This window comes from Nocardioides sp. URHA0020 (assembly GCF_000620705.1).
Lineage (GTDB): Bacteria > Actinomycetota > Actinomycetes > Propionibacteriales > Nocardioidaceae > Nocardioides.
On record NZ_KK211167.1, the window covers coordinates 379,793 to 400,267 of the forward strand.

The window sequence follows — 20,475 nt, forward strand, 5'->3', positions numbered from 1 at the left end:
GGCAGCATCGTGACCAGGAGGTACGCCGCCCCGACGACCAGCAGTGCTGGTGAGAGCCCCACCCCGGCGACCAGCAGGCCGCCGAGGATGCCCCCGAAGGGCATCAGGGCGAAGCACATCGCGGTGCTGAGCGAGGAGACCCGACCCACCAACGGCTCGGGGATCCGCTCGTAGACCACCGCGCCCAGGATCGGGTTGAGGAAGCCGGACGCGTAGCCACCGACGACGCACACCGCGAGCACCACGGTGACCGGGACGTCGAGGGCGAACACCGCGAAGCGCGGCGCTCCGCAGACCAGGAACGCGACCAGGTAGGTCCGGTAGCGCGGCAGTCGCTCCGCCCAGGCGGCCGCGCAGATCGAGCCGAGCGCCGCCGCCCCGCCGAAGGTGGCGAAGACCAGCCCGACCGTCGCCGCGCTGCCCGTCGTCGTCGCCGCCCAGACCGGCACCAGGACGGTGGCGAACGCCAGGTCCAGCAGGTTGGTCAGGGCCACCATCACCGTGATGCCGAGCAGCACCCGGTCGCCGCGGAGGAAGGTCCAGCCCTCGGTCAGCTCGGCGCCGTACGACGAGGGTGCGTCGGCGGGGGGAGACGCCCGCACCGGGGTCGGGGCGGTGGCCCAGGCGAGCACGGCCGCGGACAGCGCGAAGCTGAGCGCGTCGACGACGAGGGCGTCGGCGGCCCCGACCCAGGCGACCAGCCCGCCGGCCGCTGCGGCGCCGAGCAGCCCGGCGGTGCGCTCGACGGCGGAGTGCAGGCCGGTCGCCCGCTCCATCGGCACGCCGGCCGTCGCGGCCACGGTCGGGGTCAGCGCCGCCTTCGCGGCGTCGCCCGGGCCGCGCAGGGCCCCGGCCAGCGCCACCAGGAGCAGGAGCACCGGGAACGGCAGCCGGCCCGAGGCGTGCAGCAGCGGGATCGCCCCGACGGCGAGCACCGAGAGCAGGTCGCACGTGATCGCCACCCGACGGGCGCCGACCCGGTCGATCACCGGTCCGCCGAGGACCTTGAGGACCACCAGCGGGAGCATCTCGGCGAGCGCGACGAGCCCGGTCCGGGTGGCGCTCCCGGTGGTCGTCAGCACCAGCCACGGCAGCGCGATCATCGACACCCGGGTGCCGGTGAGCGAGATCGCCTCCGCGCCGAGCCAGCCGTAGAGCGGCCGGCGGCCGCTCACGACCCGCTCCCGACCTTGCCCGGGTAGGGGAACGCGTTGAGCTGCAGCACGAACGGCGCAGCCTCGTCGTCGTCCTCCTCGTCGATCTCCTGCATCGCCGCCATCAGCTGCTCGATCACGGCGCGCGCCCTGCGGGGAGTCAGGCTCACCACCCAGTCGCTGTACGTCGTCGCGTCGCGCCACTCCTCGGGCAGCAGCGGCAGCTCCTCGACCGAGCGCTGCAGCCGCTCGGTCGTCACCACGACCACGGACTGCAGGTAGGCGTCCAGCGTGTCGCGCGCCTCCGGCTCGGCGGGACCGGCCGTGTCGGTCGTCGTCGTCTGGTGCGCGGCCTTCCACCAGCGGTCGCGGGCGTTGCCGAGCTCGGTGGCCTCGTCGACGAAGCCGGCCTGGGCCAGCTGCCGGAGGTGGTACGACGTCGCGCCGGTGTTGAGTCCGAGGCGAGCCGCGAGCGTGGTGGCCGTCGCCGGCCCGTCGATCCGCAGGAGGCCGAGCATCCGCACCCGGACCGGGTGGGTGAGCGCCTTCATCTGCTGGGGCGAGGGGGTGATCGAGGTCAGGTCCACCTCTCGACCGTACGACTGCAAACAGAACTTTGCAAACATCTCTTTGGAATGCGCCCCGGGTGTGCCGCGCGGCCGCGGGGGGCAGGTACCGTCCCGCGCGTGCTCTCCCCGATCGCCGCGCTCGCCGCCCTGCTCGCCGCCTCGATCAGCGCGACCGCACCCGCCCCGCCGGCCACGCCGGCCGAGGCCGCGCTCGACCGGATGACCCTGCCGCAGCAGGTGGGTCAGCTGTTCGTGGTGGGCACGCCGGCCGACCACGCCGACCGGCGTACGACGGCGCAGGTCCGCCGCCTCCACGTGGGCAACGTGATGCTGACCGGGCGCAGCCACGGCGGCGTGCGCGCCACGGCCCGGGTGTCGCGGGCGATGCAGGCCCAGGTCAGCCGGCGCGCGACCGGCGGGGTCCGCCTCTTCGTCGCCACCGACCAGGAGGGCGGCCAGGTCCGGGTCCTGCAGGGCCCCGGGTTCTCGCGGATGCCGAGCGGGCTCGCGCAGGGACGGCTGCGTCCGGCCCGGCTGCGCCACGCCGCTGCCCGGTGGGCCGGGGAGCTGCACCGGGCGGGCGTGAACCTCGACCTGGCCCCGGTCCTCGACACCGTGCCCGGCCCCCGGGCAGCACGGCACAACGCCCCGATCGGGCGCTACGACCGCGAGCTCGGCTACACGCCCGGCCGGGTCTCGCGCCACGGGGTCGCGCTGGTGCGGGGGATGGCCGACGGCCGGGTCGCCACCGCGGTCAAGCACTTCCCCGGCCTGGGCCGCGTCCGCGCCAACCCCGACACCAGCTCCGGCGTCACCGACCGGGTCACCCGTCGCCACGACCCCTACCTGGCGCCCTTCCGGGCGGCGATCCGGGCGGGCGCGCCGGCCGTGATGATGTCGACCGCCCGCTACCCCCGCCTGGACCCGGAGCGGCTGGCCGCGTTCTCGCCGTACGTCGTCACGACCATGCTGCGCGGCGACCTGGGCTTCGACGGCGTGGTGATCTCCGACGACCTCGCCCACGCCCGGCAGGTGGCGCGGATCGCGCCGGGGCGCCGCGCGGTCCGCTTCATCGCCGCCGGTGGTGACCTGGTGCTCACCGTCGACCCGCAGGTGCTGCCGGAGATGTATCGCGCCGTGCTCCGCAAGGCCCGGACCGACCCGCGGTTCCGCGCGCAGGTCGAGGCCTCCGCGCTGCGCGTGCTCACCGCCAAGCAGCGGCAGGGGCTGCTCGCCCACTGAGCGGTTACCTCCCCGCAACGGATGACGGGCAGGCTGTGCACCATGTCGGTCAAGGTCGCGCTCGAGCATCGGACCACCTACACGTTCGCGCAGCCGGTGAAGGTCGCGCCGCACGTCGTCCGGCTCCGGCCCGCGCCGCACTCACGCACCCCGATCGAGGCCTACTCGCTGACGATCAGCCCGAAGAACCACTTCCTGAACTGGCAGCAGGACCCGTTCGGCAACTGGCTCGCCCGGATCGTCTTCCCCGAGAAGGTCGGCGAGCTCGACATCACCGTCGGCCTGGTGGCCGACCTGATGGTGATCAACCCGCTCGACTTCTTCGTGGAGGAGTACGCCGAGCGCTTCCCCTTCGCCTACGAGCCCTCGCTGGCCGCCGACCTGGCGCCGTACCTGCGGCCGGTCGACGAGAGCGCGGGCGCCGGCGCCTGGCGCGAGGCGCTGCCTCCACTGCCCGCGGAGGGCCTCCCGATCGTGTCGTTCCTGGCCGGGCTCAACTCCGCGGTCAACCGCGACGTCGCCTACTCGGTGCGGATGGAGACCGGAGTCCAGGACCCCGACGAGACGCTGCGGCTGGGCATCGGATCGTGCCGTGACAGCGCGTGGCTGCTGGTCAGCCTGCTGCGGCAGTACGGTCTGGCCGCGCGCTTCGTCTCCGGCTACCTGGTGCAGCTGGCCGCGGACCCCGACAGCATGGTCGGCCTCGACGGACCGACCGGGACGGCCCAGGACTTCACCGACCTGCACGCGTGGACCGAGGTGTTCGTCCCGGGCGCCGGCTGGGTCGGGCTCGACCCCACGTCGGCGCTCTTCGCGGGGGAGGGCCACATCCCGCTGTCCGCGACGCCCCACCCCAGCGCCGCCGCACCGATCGAGGGCGCGACCGACCCGGTCGAGGTGACCTTCTCCTTCCACAACGAGGTCCGCCGCGTCCACGAGGACCCCCGGGTGACCCAGCCCTACACCGAGGCGCAGTGGGCCCGCATCGACGCCCTCGGGGAGGCCGTCGACGAGCGGCTCCGGGCCGGCGACGTCCGCCTGACGATGGGCGGTGAGCCCACGTTCGTCTCCCGCGACGACGCGACCACCCCGCAGTGGAGCACCGACGCCGACGGCCCCGAGAAGCGCGCGCTCGCCGGTGAGCTCGCCGACCGGCTGCGCGAGCTGTACGCCGTCGGTGGCGTCGTGCACCGCGGCCAGGGCAAGTGGTACCCGGGGGAGCCGCTGCCCCGGTGGAACATCGCGCTGCAGTGGCGCACCGACGGGGTGCCGCTGTGGGAGGACCCGAAGCTCTTCGCCGACCCCTGGGCCGGCGCGGGCGACCCCGACGCGCCTGCGCACGCCGAGGCCCTCGCCCGGCGGGTCACCGAGAGCCTCGGGCTGCCGCCCGACCAGCTGCGCCCGGCGTACGAAGACCCGCTGGCCGCGCTGGTGGCCGAGGTCCGCCTGCCGGTGGGGCAGCCGACCGACGAGCGCGTGGACGTCGCGGCGCTGGACGCCGAGGTCATCGAGGTGCGCGGCTGGGTGCTGCCGATCGCCACCGGCGAGGACGAGTGGACGAGCCCGGTGTGGCGCCTGCGCCGTGGCCGTCTGGTGCTGACGCCGGGCACGTCCCCGGTGGGGCTCCGGCTGCCGCTCGACTCGATCTCGTGGCAGGACCCGGAGTTCGCCGGGGAGCCGTCGTACCTCCGGTCCGGACCCCCGCTGCGCCCGATCGTGCGCGCGGTCCGGCTCGCCGAGCCCGAGGGGGCGCCGACCACGGCGCTGACCTTCGAGGCGCGCGACGGCCACGTGCACGTCTTCCTGCCGCCGACCGAGCGGCTCGAGGACTACGCCGACCTGCTCCGCCTGGTCGAGGTCGCCACCCGGCGGATCGGCTGCCCGGTCGTGCTCGAGGGCTACGGCCCGCCGCCCGACCCGCGCCTGACCCAGCTCGTCGTCACCCCCGACCCGGGCGTCATCGAGGTCAACGTGCAGCCGACCGCCAGCTGGGCCGAGCAGCGTGACCTCACCACCACGCTGTACGACGCGGCGCGGCACAGCGCGCTGACGACGGAGAAGTTCGACGTCGACGGGCTGCACACCGGCACCGGCGGCGGCAACCACCTCACCCTGGGCGGCACCGAGCCGATCGACTCGCCGCTGCTGCGCCGCCCCGACCTGCTGGTCAGCCTGATCACGTACTGGCAGCGGCACCCGTCGCTGTCCTACCTCTTCTCCGGTCGCTTCGTCGGCCCGACCAGCCAGGCGCCGCGCTTCGACGAGGGACGCCCCGAGGCGGTCTACGAGATGGAGATCGCGGCCGCCGAGATCGCCCGGCTGGTCGCCGAGGCAGCCGAGACCGGGGAGGGCCCGCGCCCCTGGCTGGTCGACCGGGCGCTGCGGCACCTGCTGACCGACCTGACCGGCAACACCCACCGCTCGGAGTTCTGCATCGACAAGATGTACAGCCCCGACTCCTCGCGCGGCCGCCTCGGGCTGCTGGAGCTGCGCGGCTTCGAGATGCCGCCGCACCCCCAGATGGCGCTGGTCCAGGCGCTGCTCGTGCGCAGCCTGGTGGCGATGTTCTGGGAGCAGCCGCTGACCGCGCCGCTGGTGCGCTGGGGCACCCGGCTGCACGAGGACTTCCTGCTCCCCGAGGGCGCCACCGGCGACATCGCCGAGGTCGCCGCCGACCTGCGCGCCTTCGGCATCCCCTTCGAGGAGTCGTGGCTCGCCCCGTTCACCGAGTTCCGCTTCCCGCGCATCGGCCTGGCCACCCTCGGCGACGGCATCGAGCTCGAGCTGCGCTCCGCCATCGAGCCCTGGCACGTCCTCGGCGAGGAGGCGACGGCCGGCGGCACGGCGCGCTACGTCGACTCCTCGGTCGAGCGCCTCCAGGTGCTGGTGCGTGGGATCGACCCCGCGCGGCACCTCGTCACGTGTCAGGGTGTGGCGGTGCCCCTGACCGCGACCGCCGGAGCCGACGGCCACTACGCCGGGGTGCGCTACCGCGCCTGGCAGCCGTGGTCGGCGCTGCACCCCTCCATCCCGGTGCACGCCCCGCTGCGCTTCGACGTCGTCGACGTCGGCTCGGAGGTCTCGCTGGGCGGCGCGACGTACCACGTCGTCCACCCGGGGGGCCGCTCGTACGACCACCCGCCGGTCAACGCCCAGGAGGCCGAGGCTCGTCGGCTCGGCCGCTTCGAGCCGCGCGGTCACACGGCCGGTCGCATCGACGTGGGCGCCGTCGTGGACGCCGGGCGCCGCGCCGCGTCCGCGGACTACCCGCACCTCCTCGACCTCAGACGGGTGCCGCCGGGATGACGGTGCTGCGCGACTACGCCGCGACGGTCACCCAGCCGGCGCTCGGCGACGGTCTCGACAACACCGGCCGGTACGACGAGGTGGTCGCCCCGGACGGGTCGCTGCGCCCCGCGTGGAAGGGCCTCGCCGAGGTCGCGGTCGGGCTCACCGAGGCCGACCTGCGGCGCGTGCAGGGCGAGATCGGCCGCTTCCTCTCCGACGACGGCGTCACCTACGCCCAGCCGGGTCGCGGCCACGGCCGGTGGCGGCTGGACCCGGTGCCGCTGGTCATCGACGCCGCGGCGTGGGCGCCGGTCGAGGTCGGCCTGGCCCAGCGCGCCGAGCTGCTCAACGCGATCCTCGTCGACCTGTACGGCGAGCAGCGGCTGCTGCGCGAGCGCATCCTCCCGGCGGCGGTCGTGCTCGGGCACAGCGGCTACACCCGCGTCGTCGCGCGCGCCGAGGCCATCGACCCGCGGCCGCTGGTGCTGGCCGCCACCGACCTCGGTCGCGACGCCGACGGTGCGTGGCGGGTGCTCGCCGACAAGGCCCAGGCGCCGTCGGGCATCGGCTACGCGATGGAGAACCGCCGCGTGATCTCCCGGGTGATGCCGGAGCTCTACCGCGAGGCCGGCCTGCACCGGATGGAGCCCTACTTCTGGGCGCTGCGCTCCGCGCTCCTGCAGTCCGCGCAGGGCGACCTCGCCGACCCCCGGGTCGTCGTGCTGTCGCCGGGCACCCACTCGGAGACGGCGTACGACCAGGCGTTCATCGCCTCGGCACTCGGCTTCCCGCTGGTCGAGGGCAGCGACCTGGTCGTCCGCGACGGCTGGGTCTACCTGCGGGTGCCGGGCCGTCTCGAGCGCGTCGACGTCATCCTGCGCCGCGTCGACGCGGCCTGGAGCGACCCGCTGGAGCTGCGCGGCGACTCCCAGCTCGGCGTCGCCGGCCTGGTCGAGGCGGTCCGTCGTGGCCGGGTCCGCGTGGTCAACGGCCTCGGCGCCGGCGTGCTGGAGAACCCCGGCCTGCTGCCCTACCTGCCGGCCGCCTGCGAGGCGCTGCTCGGCGAGCCGCTGCGGCTGCACTCCGTGCCGACCTGGTGGTGCGGCGAGCCCGACGGTCTGGAGCACGTGCTGGATCGGCTGGGGGAGCTCGTGGTCAGCGAGATCGACGGCCGTCCCGAGGACCTCGTCGACCTCTCGCCCGACGAGATCCGGGCGCGGGTGCTCGCGGCGCCGTACCGCTTCGTCGGCCAGGAGCCGCTGCCGCTCTCGCAGTCGCCGGCCTGGTCGCGCGGTGGCGCCCGCCCGGTGCCGGTCACGCTGCGCACGTTCACGCTCCGCTACGGCTCGGCGTACCGCCCGCTCGTCGGGGGGATGGCCAGCGGCTGGCTCGACGCGACCACCCCGACCAGCAAGGACGTGTGGGTCCTCAAGGCCAACGTCGGTGATGCCGACCAGGGCCTGTCCGGCGTGCTCCCGATGACGACGGCCCGGTCGGTGCCGATGACGGTCCCGCGGGTGCTGGAGGACATGTTCTGGTTCGGGCGCTACTCCGAGCGGGTCGAGGACCTGCTCCGGCTGGTGCTCGCCGCGCACGCGCTGTCCGAGGACTTCGGCACGCGGCCGCGCTCCACCGGCGGCGCCAGCCTGACCGTGCTGATGGGGGCGGTGCACCGGATGGCCGGGCCGTCGCCGGACGCCGCCGACGACCTCGACGCCGACTTCCGCTCGCTGCTGCTGGACCGGTCCCGCCTCGGCGGCGTCGCCTTCGGGCTCGACGGGCTGCGCGACGTGCTGCGCGGGGTCAGGGACCAGCTCTCGCCGGACACCTGGCGGGCCTTCGGCACCACCGACCGTGCGGTCGAGGCGCTCGAGGGCAGCACCCACAGCCACCAGGTCGCGGAGAGCGCCGGCCGGATGCTCACCGGCATCCTGTCGCTGCAGGGCGTCAACGCGAGCATGATCCGCGACGCCGGCTGGCACGCCATCGGGCTCGGTCGCTCGCTCGAGCGGGCCCTCCAGGTCCTGCACCTGCTCAGCGCCACGACGACCGAGCGACGCGGCATCGACGTCGACCGCGAGGTGCTCAACTCGGTCCTCGTCTCGACGGAGAGCGCGGTGACCCACCGCCGGCGCTACCGCGGCTACGTCCGCCCGGCCGGGGTGCTCGACCTGCTGCTCATGGACACCGACAACCCGCGCTCGATCGCCTTCTGCCTCGCCGAGGGGAGGGAGCACCTGGCGGCGCTGCCCGGCTCGACCGGGTCGTCGCGTCCGGAGCGGCTGCTCGCGGACCTGCTCGACCAGCTCGCGGCGGTCGACGTGGCCGGCCTGGTCGCCATCGGCGGGGTCGAGCGGCCCAACCTGGTGCGCTTCCTCGACGGCTTCCTGATCACGCTGGAGCGGGTCGCCGATGCCGTCGCCGAGGTGCACTTCGCCAGCGGGCCGCCGCCCCGGCTGCTCGGCTCCCTCGGGATGGCGCTCGTCTCGGAGGCGGGCTCGTGAGATATCGGGTGAGCCACGCGACGACGTACACCTACGACGACGACGTCACCGACAGCTTGGGCGTCGCCCACCTGGTCCCGCGCGTGCTGGCGTCGCAGCGGGTCTCCTCGACCGCGGTCGAGGTGACGCCCACGCCGGTCGACCAGTCCCACGACATCGACTGCTACGGCAACACGGCGACGTACTTCCAGGTGACCAGCGCCCACCAGGAGCTGGTGGTCGCGGGCAGCTCCGAGGTCGAGGTCTCGATGCCGGCGTACGACGAGGCCGGACTGGCCACACCCTGGGAGGGCGCGCGACCGCTGCTCGACCCGACCCTGCCGGACGCCTGGCTGGCCACCGACTTCGCGCTGCCGTCGGCGGCCGCGCAGCAGACCGCCGAGGCGCACGCGTACGCCGCCGAGTCGCTGCTGCCGGGCCGGCCGGTCGGGGAGGCGGTCACCGACCTGATGCACCGCATCCACGCCGACTTCGCCTATGACGCGACCGCCACGACGGTGACGTCGACCGTGGAGGTCACCTTCCGCAAGCGGGCCGGGGTCTGCCAGGACTTCGCGCACCTGACGATCGCCTGCCTGCGCTCGCACGGGCTGGCCGTGCGCTACGTCAGCGGCTACCTGGCCACCCAGCCGCCGCCGGGGCGCGAGCGGATCGTCGGCGCCGACGCCTCCCACGCGTGGGTGGCGGTCTGGCTGCCGGAGACGGGCCAGTGGCTCGCCGTCGACCCGACCAACGACCAGTGGGTCAACGACCGCTACGTCACCGTGGCGTGGGGGCGCGACTACCGGGACGTGCCGCCGGTCAAGGGCGTCATCTTCACCGAGGCGACGAAGTCGACCCTGAAGGTGTCGGTCGACGTCGCGCCGGTGTGAGGCTCTAGAGCTTGGTCATCTTCCGGTACGGGCTCGACACGCGGACGGTCTGGTCGCGGAAGTCGACCGACACCGCGTCCGCCTCGACGCCCACGACACGGCCGACCCCGTAGGAGTCGTGCGACACCAGGTCGCCCGACTCGAAGTCTTCGATCGGGAGCTCGACCTTGGGCTTGAAGGGGCTGCTGGCGAGGTGCCGGCGCCCAGATGAGGTAGCCATTGCTCCCAGTATGCGCCTCCCTGGCGACTCGTGGGTAACCAACGGCGAATTCCGTTCGCGGTCGGCGGGTCCGGGAATGCGTCTCATCGGTCGTCGGGTGGGTACAAAGGACCGGTGAAGGCCTATCGCTGCCGGGTGTGCGACAACACCCTCTACTTCGAGAACTCCGTGTGCGTCTCCTGCGGGACCGCGCTCGGCTTCTCCCGCAGCGAGCGGGCGATCGTCCCGGTCGACCCGCAGGGTCGGTACGTCGACGCGTCCGGCCTGGTCTGGTGGATCTGCCGCAACCTCAACCTCTCCGGCTGCACCTGGCTGGCGACGGTCACGGGTGGTCAGTGCGCCGCCTGCGACCTGACCCGCACCCGACCTGCCGACGGCGACGTCGAGGGGCTGGAGCAGTTCCGGCTCGCCGAGCAGGCCAAGCGCCACCTGGTCGCCGAGCTCGACACCCTGGGCTTCCGCGTGGTCGACAAGGTCGCCGACCCGGAGAACGGCCTGGCCTTCGACCTGCTGAGCACCAGCGACCAATCCGGCGAGGACAACGTGGTCATCGGGCACGCGGACGGGGTCATCACCATCGACCTCGCCGAGAGCGACGACGCCTACCGCGAGAAGGTCCGCGCCCGGCTGGCCGAGCCCTACCGCACGATGCTCGGCCACTTCCGGCACGAGGTCGGGCACTACATCGAGTGGCAGCTGGTGCGCGACGGCGAGACGCAGGCGCGCTGCCGCGAGCTCTTCGGCGACGAGTCCACCGACTACCAGGCCGAGATCGACCGGCACTACGCCGAGGGGCCGCCGGCGGGCTGGGAGTCGGAGTACATCTCGACGTACGCGACCATGCACCCCTTCGAGGACTTCGCCGAGACCTGGGCCCACTACCTGCACATCTGCGACACGATCGAGACGGCCAGCGAGTACGGCCTGACGGCGGTCGCGCCGGTCACGTCGTTCGCCAGCTTCGCCGACGTGGTGCGCGGGGTGTGGATCCCGCTCGCGGTCGCGCTGAACATGGTCAACCGCAGCATGGGCAAGGACGACCTCTACCCGTTCGTGATCCCGCCGCCGGTGCTCGACAAGCTCGAGTTTGTGGCGTCGCTGCGCGAGAGCGGCACCTCGGGCCGGCAGTCCGGTACCTGAGGGTTCACCTACGCTGGAGACATGAGTGACTCGGGCGGCAACCAGGGCTCCTACGTCGCGGCGGGCGAGTTCGCCCGAGACTCGACGTACATCCCCGACCGGATCACCCTCGGCGCCCGCCGACCCGAGCACGGTCCGGTCGACGGCGAGCTGTGGCCGGTCGAGCCCGGCCGCTACCGGCTGGTGGCTGCGAAGGCCTGCCCGTGGGCGACCCGCACGATCATCGTGCGGCAGCTGCTCGGGCTCGAGGACGTGATCTCGCTCGGCACGCCCGGCCCGACGCACGACGAGCGCAGCTGGACCTTCGACCTCGACCCCGGCGGGGTCGACCCGGTGCTCGGCATCGAGCGGGTCCAGCAGGCCTACTTCGCCCGCTTCCCCGACTACCCGCGCGGGATCACGGTCCCGGCGGTCGTCGACGTGCCGACCGGCGGCGTCGTGACCAACGACTTCCCGTGGATCACGCACGACCTCTTCTTCGAGTGGCGCGAGCACCACCGCGCCGACGCGCCCGACCTGTGGCCGACCGGTCTCCGCGAGGAGATGGAGGAGGTCATGAAGCGCGTCTACACCGAGGTCAACAACGGCGTCTACCGCTGTGGCTTCGCCGGGTCCCAGGAGGCGTACGACGCGGCGTACGACCGGCTCTGGACCGCACTCGACTGGCTCGAGGAGCGGCTGTCGACGAGGCGCTACCTGATGGGCGACGCGATCACCGAGGCCGACGTACGCCTCTGGACCACGCTGGCGCGCTTCGACGCCGTCTACCACGGGCACTTCAAGTGCAACCGGCAGAAGCTGGTCGAGATGTCGAACCTGTGGGGCTACGCGCGCGAGCTCTACGCGATCCCGGCCTTCGGCGACAACACCGACTTCGAGCAGATCAAGCAGCACTACTACGTGGTGCACCGCGACCTGAACCCCACGCAGATCGTGCCCCGGGGCCCCGATCTCGCCGGCTGGCTCGAGCCGCACGGCCGCGGCTGAGGCTCGGCCGCGCCTTCCCTAGGCTGGGCCCATGGGACACGACCACGGCCACGCGGCCGGGCGCGCGGAGGACCGCGCCCGCCTGCGCTGGGTCCTGGGCGTCACCGTCGTCGTGCTGGCCTTCGAGGTGGTCGGCGCGTACGTCACCGGCTCGCTCGCGCTGCTCGCCGACGCCGGGCACATGGCCACCGACGCCGCCGCGGTGGTGCTCGCGCTGGGGGCGTCGTACGTCGCGTCCCGGGGCGGCGGTCCCCGCTCGACCTTCGGCCTGCACCGGGCCGAGATCCTCGCCGCGATGCTCAACGCCCTGGTGCTGCTGGTGGTCTGCGGCTACCTGGCGTACGCCGGGATCTCGCGGCTGGCCGACCCGGCCTCGGTCGACGCCGGACCGATGATCGCCTTCGCCGCCGTCGGCCTGGTCGCCAACGCCACGTCGCTGATCGTGCTGAACCGGTCCGACACCGGGTCGCTCAACCTGCGCGGCGCGGCCAACGAGGTGTTCGCCGACCTGGTCGGCTCGATCCTGGCCGTGCTCGCCGGCGTCGTGATCCTGCTCTGGGGCTGGGACCGCGCCGACTCGATCGTGTCGCTGCTGATCGCCGCGCTGATCCTGCCTCGGTCGCTGGTCCTGCTCCGCGAGTCGGCCTCCATCCTGCTCGAGATCGCACCGGCCGGCATGGACCTGGACGACGTGGCCCGGCACCTGCTCGAGATGCCGGGGGTGGTCGACGTCCACGACCTGCACGCCTGGACCATCACCAGCGGGATGCCCAGCCTGTCGGCGCACGTGACCGTCACCCAGGAGGCCCTCGACGCCGACGGCGTGGGTGGCCTCCTCGACCGGCTGGCCGCGTGCACCGCCGAGCACTTCGACGTGCGCCACTCGACCTTCCAGGTCGAGCCGGAGACGCACCGGGACCACGAGGACCTGGGCGAGGTCCACTAGCGATCGCCGCCAGTGCGCGACGCGAGAAGGGAGCCGACCAGCTCCCCCGATCGCCGGCCGACTCCACCCGGCGACATGTCACCGGACGGCGGGGCTCGGTGTCATGCGGGTTGCAGGTTCCTGCAGCCGGTCACCCGTCGGCGGCCAACCGCGCCAGTCGGGTGGCGGCCGCGAAGCGGGACCGCACGCCCAGCGCCGCGAGGATCGCGGCCACCTCGGAGCGCACGGTCCGGACGCTGACGCCGAGCGACGCGGCGATCGCCTCGTCGCCCAGGTCGGCCGTGAGCAGCGCGACCACCTGACGCTGTCGTCGGGTGAGGAAGGCGAGGTCCGAGACACCGGTGTCCTCGACCGGGACCGTGGACGCGATGACCGCCTCCCAGTAGCGCCAGGCGGCCTCCAGGCAGGGGCCGGCATGGATGGTCATCAGGCTCATCGAGCCGTCGACGACCGGTCCGTCCAGGATCACGAAGCGACGGTCGATGATCTTCATCTGCACCGGTGCCCGGCCGAAGAGGTAGTTGCCGACCGGTTCGTTGGCCAGCAGGATGCGGCCCTCCGGGTCGACGCCCTGGTAGTCGAAGACGCTCACCATCTGCGTCCCGGCCGCGAGGTAGGCCCGGTTGATCGGCAGGCCCGCACGCAGCTGGGTGGTGGAGGCGCCCGGACGGACCGACAGGTTCTCGCGCCAGGCGGCTCCCTGGGAGTGGAGCCACTCATGGGCTCCGGCGGTGCCGAGCGCCACCACCTCGCCGGTGCTCAGCTCGTCGCGAGCCGCGGCCGCGGCGGCCTCGCTGCGCCTCATCTGCAGGACGGCGGCGGCGTCGAGGACGGCGAGGGCGTCCGCCGTGCGGATGCCGGTCGCCGAGCCGTGCCCGACCCGCACCGGGAAGTCCCTCGCTGTCACGTCTGCGCCTCCCGTGCCTGCCGCTCGTCGCCGATTCTCGCACCCTGTGACCGTGCGGACCAGACACGTAGCCTCGAGGTGTGAGCACCGCACGCGTCCTGACCATCGCCTTGGACGACCAGTTCGCCCGGGCGGTTCCCGAGCTCGCCGTGCCCTGGCACGCCGAGCCCGCGCCGGAGCCGACCCTGCTGGTCCTGAACGAGCCGCTGGCCACCGGGCTCGGCCTCGAGGTGGACCAGCTCCGTGGCCCGGACGGTCTCGGGCTGCTGACCGGGACGCTCGTGCCGCCGGACGCGCGACCGGTGGCGCAGGCGTACGCCGGGCACCAGTTCGGCGGGTTCAGCCCCCGTCTCGGCGACGGACGCGCCCTGCTGCTCGGCGAGCTCCGCGACCGGGACGGCCGGGTGCGCGACCTGCACCTCAAGGGCTCGGGTCGCACGCCGTTCGCACGCGGCGGCGACGGCCTGGCGGCCGTCGGCCCGATGCTGCGGGAGTACGTCGTCAGCGAGGCCATGCACGCGCTCGGCATCCCCACGACCCGGGCCCTCGCGGTGGTCGCCACGGGCCGCGGCGTACGCCGCGAGACCGTGCTGCCGGGCGCTGTCCTGGCGCGGGTGGCGAGCAGCCACCTGCGGGTCGGCAGCTTCCAGTTCGTCGCGGCGCAGGGCGACGTCGAGCTGACGCGTCGCCTCGCCGACCTCGCGATCGAGCGCCACTACCCGGAGGCGGCGACCGCGGACGCGCCGTACCTCGCCCTCTACGACGCGGTGGTGGCCGCCCAGGCCCGCCTCGTCGCGCAGTGGATGCTCGTCGGCTTCGTGCACGGGGTGCTGAACACCGACAACGTGACGATCTCCGGCGAGACCATCGACTACGGACCGTGCGCCTTCATGGAGGCCTTCGACCCGGCGACCGTCTACAGCTCGATCGACGAGTCCGGGCGCTACGCCTACGGCAACCAGCCGGGCATCACCCAGTGGAACCTGGCCCGGCTGGCCGAGGCGCTGCTGCCCCTGCTGGGTGACGACCAGGACGGCGCCGTCGAGGCGGCGACCGCCTCCCTGAGCGCGTTCGGCCACCACTACAACGCCGCCTGGCTGAGCGGGATCCGCGCCAAGCTCGGGCTGCCCGCCGACCTCGACGACGAGGTCGCGGCGCCGCTGGTCGAGGACCTGGTCGCGCTGATGCGAGCCGGTCGGGTCGATCTCACGACGTTCTACCGGGCGCTGGGTCGCGCTGCGCGCGGCGACGCCGAGCCGGTGCGTGGGCTGGTCCTGGACCTCGCGGACCTCGACGCCTGGCTGGAGCGCTGGCGCGCCCTCGGCCCCGACGCCGACGCGATGGACCGGGTCAACCCGGTCTACCTACCCCGCAACCACCTCGTCGAGGAGGCGCTGGCGGCCGCGACCGGCGGCGACCTCGGCCCGGTCGAGCGGCTGCTGGAGGCGGTGCGCTCGCCGTACGACGAGCGTCCTGGCCTCGAGGCCTACGCCGCGCCGGCGCCGGACGACTTCGGCGCCGGCTACCAGACCTTCTGCGGGACCTGACGGCTCAGGCGTCGGCCTCGGCCGCCGCCTTGAGCTTCACGAGCGTCTGCTCGATCCCCCGCTGGTGCCGCTGGGGATAGCCCAGGGCGCCCAGGACCCACTTGTTGACGCCGTTGCAGTGGCTCAGGTCCCAGGTCTCGGTCACCGTCGTGGTGCCGTCCGCCTGCGGCTCGAGCTCGTAGCGCCAGCGGTGCGTCCCGAAGTGTCGCCAGGAGATGAGCCGGTCGGGCTCGTACTCCACGACCCTGTTCTTGGTGCGGTACGGCGCCCCGATCCTCATCTTCATCCCGAAGGTCGAGCCGAGCTCGAGCCGTTCGGGACCGTCGACCGCCTCTCGGACGGTGCCGGACCCGTCGATGCGGGCGTGCTGACGGGGGTCGGTGAGGATCGCGAAGATCGTGGCGGGCGGCGCGGCGATCGTCGTGCTGGCCGAGACGTCGGAGGCACTCATGCCCCGAAGCGTAGAGGTCGGGGCACGAGTGCGCGGGGCGATTGGCGGCCGCCCGGAGGACGCAGGTACGTTTGCCGTTGCACGATTGTGTCCCGGGTCACAGGAGCACCACCCCCGCTCCTGAGTCCCCGGCGTACTGACCTCGGCACGCGGAGACCCCGCTCCGGCCGATGACCTCGAAGGAGTGCACGTGACGCAGCAGCCAGCAGGAGACGGCTTCGGCCCCGACCTCGTCGAGGTGTTCGGTCCCTCGCAGCAGGACGGCGGCCCCGAGCTGGTCCAGCTCCTCACTCCCGAGGGGGAGCGGGTCCACCACCCCGAGTTCGACCTGGACTTCTCCGCCGAGCAGCTCCGCGGCTTCTACCGCGACATGGTGCTGACCCGGCGCATCGACGTCGAGGCGACCGCGCTGCAGCGCCACGGTGAGCTCGGCATCTGGGCCCAGCTGCTCGGCCAGGAGGCCGCGCAGATCGGTGCCGGCCGCGCGCTGCGCCCACAGGACTACGTCTTCCCGACCTACCGCGAGCACGGGGTCGCCTGGTGCAAGGGCGTCGACCCGCTCGACCTGCTCGGCCTCTTCCGTGGGGTCGACCAGGGCCGCTGGGACCCGGCCGAGAACAACTTCGGCCTCTACACGATCGTCATCGGCGCCCAGACCCTGCACGCCACCGGCTACGCGATGGGCATGCAGCGCGACGGCGTCGTCGGCACCGGTGACCCCGAGCGCGACGCGGCCGTCATCGCCCACTTCGGCGACGGTGCCTCCTCGCAGGGCGACGTCAACGAGGCCTTCATCTTCGCGGCGTCCTACAACGCGCCCGTCGTCTTCTTCTGCCAGAACAACCAGTGGGCCATCTCCGAGCCGATCGAGCGCCAGACGCGGATCCCGCTCTACCAGCGGGCCCTGGGCTTCGGCTTCCCCGGCGTCCGCGTCGACGGCAACGACGTGCTCGCGACGTACGCCGTCACGCAGGCCGCGCTGCAGCGCGCGCGGGACGGGCAGGGCCCGACCTTCGTCGAGGCCTACACCTACCGGATGGGCGCCCACACCACGACCGACGACCCGACCCGCTACCGGCTCTCCGACGACCTCGAGCGCTGGAAGCTCAAGGACCCGATCGCGCGGGTGGAGGTCTACCTGCGGCGCAACGGCCTGGCCGACGACGAGTTCGTCGCGGCGGTGCAGGCGGAGGCCGACGACCTCGGTGCCCGCCTGCGCGACGGGTGCAAGGCGCTGCCGGACCCGTCACCGCTGTCGATCTTCGACCACGTCTACACCGAGCTGACCGAGGAGCTCGCGGAGCAGCGCGCCGGCTTCGAGGCCTACCTCGAGAGCTTCGAGGGGGCACGGGCATGAGCACCGAGAAGATCACTCTCGCCAAGGGCCTCAACATGGGGCTACGGCGCGCGATGGAGGACGACCCCAAGGTCCTGCTCATGGGCGAGGACGTCGGCAAGCTCGGCGGCGTCTTCCGGATCACCGACGGCCTGCAGAAGGACTTCGGCGAGGACCGAGTCATCGACTCGCCGCTGGCCGAGTCCGGCATCGTCGGCACGGCCGTCGGGCTGGCCCTGCGCGGCTACCGCCCGGTCGTCGAGATCCAGTTCGACGGGTTCGTCTACCCGGCGTACGACCAGATCGTCTGCCAGGTCGCGAAGATGACCTTCCGCAGCCAGGGCAAGTCGAAGATGCCGATGGTCATCCGGATCCCCTTCGGTGGCGGCATCGGCGCGGTCGAGCACCACAGCGAGTCGCCGGAGGCGCAGTTCGCGCACACCCCCGGCCTCAAGGTGGTCGCCTGCTCCAACCCGGTCGACGGCTACTGGATGATCCAGCAGGCCATCGCCTGCGACGACCCGGTGATCTTCCTCGAGCCCAAGCGGCAGTACCACGCCGACAAGGCCGACCTCGACGACACCGCGACGCCCGACCCGCTCTTCACCTCGCGCGTCGTGCGCCGCGGCTCCGACGTCACCGTGCTGGCCTACGGCCCGACGGTGAAGACGGCGCTCAAGGTGGCGGAGGCGGCGGCCGGCGAGGGCAAGTCGGTCGAGGTCATCGACCTGCGCACGCTCTCGCCGCTCGACATGGGGCCGGTCTACGAGTCGGTGCGCCGGACCGGGCGCGCGGTGATCACCCACGAGGCGCACGTCAACCTCGGCATGGGCGCGGAGGTGTCCGCGCGGATCACCGAGCAGTGCTTCTACTCGCTCGAGGCTCCGGTGCTCCGGGTGGGTGCGTTCGACACGCCCTACCCGCCGTCGCGGATCGAGGAGGACTACCTCCCCGACCTCGACCGGGTGCTGGACGCCGTCGACCGTTCGCTCGAGTACTGAGGGCAGGGAGTCCTGACATGGCTGAGTACAAGCTGCCCGACGTGGGCGAGGGTCTGACCGAGGCCGAGATCGTGGGCTGGAAGGTCAAGGTCGGCGACGTCATCGCGATCAACGACGTCGTGGTCGACATCGAGACCGCGAAGTCGATCGTCGAGCTGCCGTCGCCGTACGCCGGCACCGTCACCGCCCTGCTCGTCGCCGAGGGCGAGATGGTCGAGGTCGGCACGCCGATCATCGCGATCGGCGACCCCGCCGGGGCCGAGCCGGAGATGGACCTGTCCAACCCGGCCGCCTCCGGTGGCGGCGAGGGCGAGTCGCTGGTCGGCCGCAACAAGGCCGACCGAGGTCCGGTGCGCCGCGCGCGCAAGGTGCCGTCAGGCGCCGTGGCCGCCCACATGCAGACCCAGGCGGCCTTCGAGGCCGGCGCCGCGCCGATGGTCGAGGCGGTCGAGGAGCCGCCGCCGGCCCCCGTCGCCGTGCGCACGCTGGCGAAGCCGCCGGTGCGCAAGCTGGCCAAGGACCTCGGGGTCGACCTCGGCAGCTGCCGTGCGTCCGGGCCCAACGGGACCGTGACCCGCGCCGACGTGGAGGCGGCCGCCTCCGGCGTGGCCTACGTGGGCTCCTCCGAGCACCTGCACCCGGCGGCCTCGGAGGTGTCGCGGCCCGGGACGAGCGCTCCCCGCTCGTCGACCACCGGCGGCGAGACCCGCGAGCCGATCAAGGGCGTGCGCAAGATGATGGGCCAGGCGATGGTGAGCTCGGCCTTCACGATCCCGCACGTCACCGAGTGGGTGACCATCGACGTGACCCGGACGATGGAGCTCGTCGACCGGCTCAAGGGGCGGCGCGAGTTCCGCGAGGTCAAGGTCTCGCCGCTGCTCGTGCTCGCGCGCGCGGTGATGCTGGCGATGCGTCGTACGCCGGAGATCAACTCGCTGTGGGACGAGGCCGCCGGCGACGTGGTCTTCAAGGACTACGTCAACCTCGGGATCGCGGCGGCGACGCCGCGCGGGCTCGTCGTGCCCAACGTCAAGGACGCGCAGGACCTCTCGCTGCTCGAGCTGGCGACGGCGCTCAACGCGCTGACCGCGACCGCGCGCGAGGGCAGGACGCAGCCAGCGGAGATGAGCGGCGGGACGTTCACGATCACCAACATCGGCCCCTTCGGGATCGACGGCGGCACCCCGATCATCAACCCGGGCGAGTCCGCGATCCTGGCCTTCGGCACGATCAAGAAGGCGCCGTGGGTGGTCGACGTCGACGGCCAGGACAGCATCGTCGTGCGTCAGGTGTGCACGCTGTCGCTGTCCTTCGACCACCGCCACATCGACGGGGAGAAGGGCTCCCGGTTCCTCGCCGACGTGGCCGGGATCCTGGAGGACCCGGCGACCGCGCTGCTCTTCTGAGGCGTCAGTGGCCTGACACGTCGAGCGCGTCGGCGGTCAGGCGCTGGCCGAGCTCGATCATCTCGGTCACCCGGTGGAAGTCGAGGGACCGGGCGGCCGAGACCGGCACGGTCACGAGCACGTCGGGAGGCAGGCCGGCCATCCGGTAGCGGGCGACCAGGCCCTGCATCGCGTCCAGCGACAGCCCCACCACGTCGGAGATGCGCAGGGGGTCCGGCTCGATCGGCTCGGGTGCCTCGAGCTCGACCTCGCGCTCGCGCTCGCGGCCGACGGTACGGCGTACCCGGCCGACCAGCTCCTCGCGCCAGGTCGGCGCCGCGGGCTCGCGGGCCGGGGTGCTCGGGTCGTGGGCGCTCCGGTCGCCCTGCAGCGAGATCGCGATGGTGAGGTCGGCCGCGGCGGCCGCGGTCGGCTCGATCGGCACCGGGTTCATCAGGCCGCCGTCGGCGAGCAGGCGGCCGTTCATCACGACCGGGGTGATCACGCCCGGGATCGCGATCGAGGCGCGGATCGCCGAGAGCAGCGGCCCGCGCTGGAACCAGACCTCGCGCCGCGCCCGCAGGTCGGTGGCGACGGCGGTGAACGCGAGCGGCAGGTCCTCGATCAACTGGGCGCCGATCAGCTCCTCGACCTCGGCGAAGATCCGGTTGGCTGCGATCGCGCCCCCGGCCGACCACTTCGGGTCGAGCAGGCGGAGGATCTCGCGCTGCTTGAGGTTGCGGACCCACTCCGTGTAGTCGTCGAGCGCGCCGGCGGCGTACAGGCCACCGACCAGCGCCCCCATCGACGATCCGGCCACGGCGATGACCTCGTGGCCGCGGGCCTCGATCTCGGCGATCGCGCCGATGTGGGCGTAGCCGCGGGCGCCGCCCGAGCCGAGGACCAGAGCGACGCGCGACATGCGT

16 protein-coding genes and 1 pseudogene are annotated in these 20,475 nt (G+C 73.2%); 11 read left to right on the forward strand and 6 right to left on the reverse strand.

Translation table 11 applies throughout. The features are described 5' to 3' along the window. Positions 1-14: 14 nt before the first annotated feature. A pseudogene (locus N542_RS28085) lies at positions 15-1,175 on the reverse strand (MFS transporter); the annotation flags it as partial. Further along, entirely contained in the window at positions 1,172-1,741 is a 570-nt protein-coding gene (locus tag N542_RS0110520; protein ID WP_197025924.1) for a winged helix-turn-helix domain-containing protein, read from the reverse strand. The gene N542_RS0110520 and the pseudogene N542_RS28085, both read right to left, overlap by 4 nt. A gap of 99 nt (positions 1,742-1,840) precedes the next feature. Between N542_RS0110520 and N542_RS24380 the strand changes: the two genes are divergently transcribed. Genes N542_RS24380 through N542_RS0110540 form a run of 4 tightly spaced genes read left to right on the forward strand, consistent with a single transcriptional unit; the run spans position 1,841 to position 9,629 of the window. Further along, positions 1,841-2,965, forward strand: coding sequence for a glycoside hydrolase family 3 protein (locus N542_RS24380; protein ID WP_197025925.1), 1,125 nt, complete (start codon positions 1,841-1,843; stop codon positions 2,963-2,965). A 42-nt stretch (positions 2,966-3,007) separates the two neighbouring features. Beyond that, positions 3,008-6,271 carry a transglutaminase family protein gene (locus tag N542_RS0110530; protein WP_028643879.1) on the forward strand — a complete coding sequence of 1,088 codons (3,264 nt, stop codon included), beginning with the start codon at positions 3,008-3,010 and terminating at the stop codon, positions 6,269-6,271. Continuing rightward, complete coding sequence (locus N542_RS0110535; protein ID WP_028643880.1) at positions 6,268-8,757, forward strand: circularly permuted type 2 ATP-grasp protein; 2,490 nt, start codon at positions 6,268-6,270, stop codon at positions 8,755-8,757. Before N542_RS0110530 ends, N542_RS0110535 begins: the two co-directional genes overlap by 4 nt. Beyond that, entirely contained in the window at positions 8,754-9,629 is an 876-nt protein-coding gene (locus tag N542_RS0110540) for a transglutaminase-like domain-containing protein (protein ID WP_028643881.1), read from the forward strand. Before N542_RS0110535 ends, N542_RS0110540 begins: the two co-directional genes overlap by 4 nt. A 4-nt stretch (positions 9,630-9,633) precedes the next feature. Here N542_RS0110540 and N542_RS0110545 read toward each other — a convergent pair whose 3' ends face one another. Then, complete coding sequence (locus N542_RS0110545) at positions 9,634-9,849, reverse strand: hypothetical protein (protein ID WP_028643882.1); 216 nt, start codon at positions 9,847-9,849, stop codon at positions 9,634-9,636. Positions 9,850-9,963: 114 nt separating this feature from the next. On the opposite strand from N542_RS0110545, the gene N542_RS0110550 reads away from it, so the two are divergent. Genes N542_RS0110550 through N542_RS0110560 form a run of 3 tightly spaced genes read left to right on the forward strand, consistent with a single transcriptional unit; the run spans position 9,964 to position 12,922 of the window. Beyond that, a complete protein-coding gene (locus N542_RS0110550; protein WP_028643883.1) occupies positions 9,964-10,989 on the forward strand; it encodes a zinc-binding metallopeptidase family protein in 1,026 nt (341 codons plus the stop codon). A 21-nt stretch (positions 10,990-11,010) separates the two neighbouring features. Further along, on the forward strand, positions 11,011-11,976 hold the full coding sequence (locus N542_RS0110555; protein WP_028643884.1) for a glutathione S-transferase family protein: 966 nt from the start codon (positions 11,011-11,013) through the stop codon (positions 11,974-11,976). 31 nt (positions 11,977-12,007) lie between these two features. Next, complete coding sequence (locus tag N542_RS0110560) at positions 12,008-12,922, forward strand: cation diffusion facilitator family transporter (RefSeq protein ID WP_028643885.1); 915 nt, start codon at positions 12,008-12,010, stop codon at positions 12,920-12,922. Between the two features lie 130 nt (positions 12,923-13,052). On the opposite strand, the gene N542_RS26620 is transcribed toward N542_RS0110560, so the two are convergent. After that, on the reverse strand, positions 13,053-13,829 hold the full coding sequence (locus N542_RS26620; protein ID WP_155992974.1) for a helix-turn-helix domain-containing protein: 777 nt from the start codon (positions 13,827-13,829) through the stop codon (positions 13,053-13,055). Between the two features lie 80 nt (positions 13,830-13,909). On the opposite strand from N542_RS26620, the gene N542_RS0110570 reads away from it, so the two are divergent. Continuing rightward, the gene (locus N542_RS0110570) at positions 13,910-15,376 is read left to right on the forward strand and encodes a protein adenylyltransferase SelO (RefSeq protein ID WP_028643886.1); all 1,467 of its coding nucleotides are present in this window, start codon (positions 13,910-13,912) and stop codon (positions 15,374-15,376) included. Between the two features lie 4 nt (positions 15,377-15,380). Here N542_RS0110570 and N542_RS0110575 read toward each other — a convergent pair whose 3' ends face one another. Next, on the reverse strand, positions 15,381-15,827 hold the full coding sequence (locus tag N542_RS0110575) for an SRPBCC family protein (protein WP_028643887.1): 447 nt from the start codon (positions 15,825-15,827) through the stop codon (positions 15,381-15,383). Between the two features lie 238 nt (positions 15,828-16,065). Here N542_RS0110575 and pdhA point away from each other — a divergent pair, with 238 nt between their 5' ends. From pdhA to N542_RS0110590, 3 genes are read left to right on the forward strand one after another with little or no spacing between them, the layout of a single operon-like run. Continuing rightward, positions 16,066-17,184: a pyruvate dehydrogenase (acetyl-transferring) E1 component subunit alpha gene (gene pdhA / locus N542_RS0110580; protein ID WP_036507525.1), complete on the forward strand. Its 1,119-nt coding sequence runs from the start codon at positions 16,066-16,068 to the stop codon at positions 17,182-17,184. Then, positions 17,181-18,164 (forward strand): alpha-ketoacid dehydrogenase subunit beta, encoded by a 984-nt coding sequence (locus N542_RS0110585; RefSeq protein WP_028643889.1) that lies wholly within the window; start codon positions 17,181-17,183, stop codon positions 18,162-18,164. The genes pdhA and N542_RS0110585 overlap by 4 nt, the downstream gene beginning before the upstream one ends. Positions 18,165-18,181: 17 nt before the next feature. Further along, entirely contained in the window at positions 18,182-19,570 is a 1,389-nt protein-coding gene (locus N542_RS0110590; RefSeq protein ID WP_028643890.1) for a dihydrolipoamide acetyltransferase family protein, read from the forward strand. 4 nt (positions 19,571-19,574) lie between these two features. Here N542_RS0110590 and N542_RS0110595 read toward each other — a convergent pair whose 3' ends face one another. Next, positions 19,575-20,471 (reverse strand): patatin-like phospholipase family protein, encoded by an 897-nt coding sequence (locus N542_RS0110595; protein ID WP_036507278.1) that lies wholly within the window; start codon positions 20,469-20,471, stop codon positions 19,575-19,577. Positions 20,472-20,475 lie beyond the last annotated feature (4 nt).